Here is a 1,266-nt window from a genome sequence, read left to right on the forward strand (position 1 = left end):
GTCCCACCAGGCGCGGCAGGCCCGGGCGCAGCGGGCGCGCGCCCCGCATCCACACATTGCGCAGGCCCTTCTTCAGCAGGACCGTGGTGATGGTGGCGGTGGTGATGCCGGCGAGGGTCTTGCGGGCTTCGGGGGACAGCGACATGGACGACAACGAGCTCCGAGGTGCGGGAAAGAACGCGCGCATCTTGCGAGCCGCAGCCCTTGCGTCAAGGGCCAAGAGGCCACCAATAACGCAGGGCGGCTGAGCCGTTATGCGACGCGATAACAAGGTCTTATCGCGCCCCCTTGCATTAATTTATTGGACTTGCGGGCGCATTTACGCGAAGCAGGACGAAGCGGAACTCCCACGTCGGGGCCGCATTCCCGTTTTCGACAGCTCTTCGACAGCTCATGGCCGCGACGCTTCCCCCGCCCCGCCTTCTGCCCAGTGGCGACAGCGCCGTCACGGTCGAGTTCAGCCGCACGATCGATGACGCCGCCAACCAGCGCGTGCTGGCGCTCGACAAGGCACTCGCGGCAAGCCCCATCGACGGCATCACCGAGACCGTGCCGACCTATCGCTCGCTGCTGGTACATTACGATCCCGGCAAGATTGGTTTCGACATGCTCGGCGAAAAGATCCTGCCGATCGCCACCCGGCCGTTGCCGCCGGTGACCAAGGCACGCCGCTGGCGCATTCCCGTCGCCTATGGCGGCGAGCACGGCATAGATCTCGAGGATGTCGCCAAGGCGCTGAACACCACGCCAGACGACATTGTCGCCCGTCATGTTGGCGGCGACTACAAGGTTGCCATGATCGGCTTCACGCCGGGCTGGTCCTATCTCAGCGGCCTCGACACATCCCTGCACATGTCGCGGCGGCAAAATCCGCGGCTGCTGACGCCCGCCGGCACGATCTCGATCGGCGGCATCCAGGCCGGGATCCAGTGCCTCGCCGCGCCGAGCGGCTGGCACCTGCTCGGCCGCACGCCTGTCAGAACCTATCAGCTCCACCGCAACCCGACCTTCCTCACCGAGCCCGGTGATCGCGTGACGTTCTTCGCCATCGACCACAAGACCTTCGAGGAGCTGGACCGCGCCGCGGAAGCCGGCGAGATCGTTGCCGAGCAGGTGGACGCATGAGCAGGCTCGTCATCGCCAGCGTCGGCCCTGCAAGCTCCGTCCAGGATGGCGGTCGCCTCGGCGCGCAGCGCTATGGCTTGACGGTGAGCGGGGCGATGGACCGGCTGTCGCTGGCCGCGGCGAATACGCTGGTCGGTAACG

1 protein-coding gene and 2 pseudogenes are annotated in these 1,266 nt (G+C 66.5%); 2 read left to right on the plus strand and 1 reads right to left on the minus strand.

Going from position 1 to position 1,266, the window contains the following annotated elements; genetic code table 11:
- Positions 1-145, minus strand: a pseudogene (locus tag MOV75_RS38670) (ribonuclease activity regulator RraA); the annotation flags it as partial.
- A 248-nt stretch (positions 146-393) separates the two neighbouring features.
- Here MOV75_RS38670 and pxpB point away from each other — a divergent pair.
- Together pxpB and MOV75_RS38680 are read left to right on the plus strand one after the other, a co-directional pair.
- Positions 394-1,125, plus strand: coding sequence for a 5-oxoprolinase subunit PxpB (pxpB, locus tag MOV75_RS38675; RefSeq protein ID WP_246931345.1), 732 nt, complete (start codon positions 394-396; stop codon positions 1,123-1,125).
- Positions 1,122-1,266 (plus strand): annotated as a pseudogene (locus MOV75_RS38680) (allophanate hydrolase); the annotation flags it as partial. The gene pxpB and the pseudogene MOV75_RS38680, both read left to right, overlap by 4 nt.

It is taken from the genome of Bradyrhizobium sp. PRIMUS42 (genome assembly GCF_023006515.1).
Taxonomy (GTDB): Bacteria; Pseudomonadota; Alphaproteobacteria; order Rhizobiales; family Xanthobacteraceae; genus Bradyrhizobium.

What these genes read in the sequence shown, in the direction of transcription:
- pxpB (WP_246931345.1), top strand. Translation starts at nt 394, where the DNA reads ATGGCCGCGACGCTTCCCCCGCCCCGCCTTCTGCCCAGTGGCGACAGC.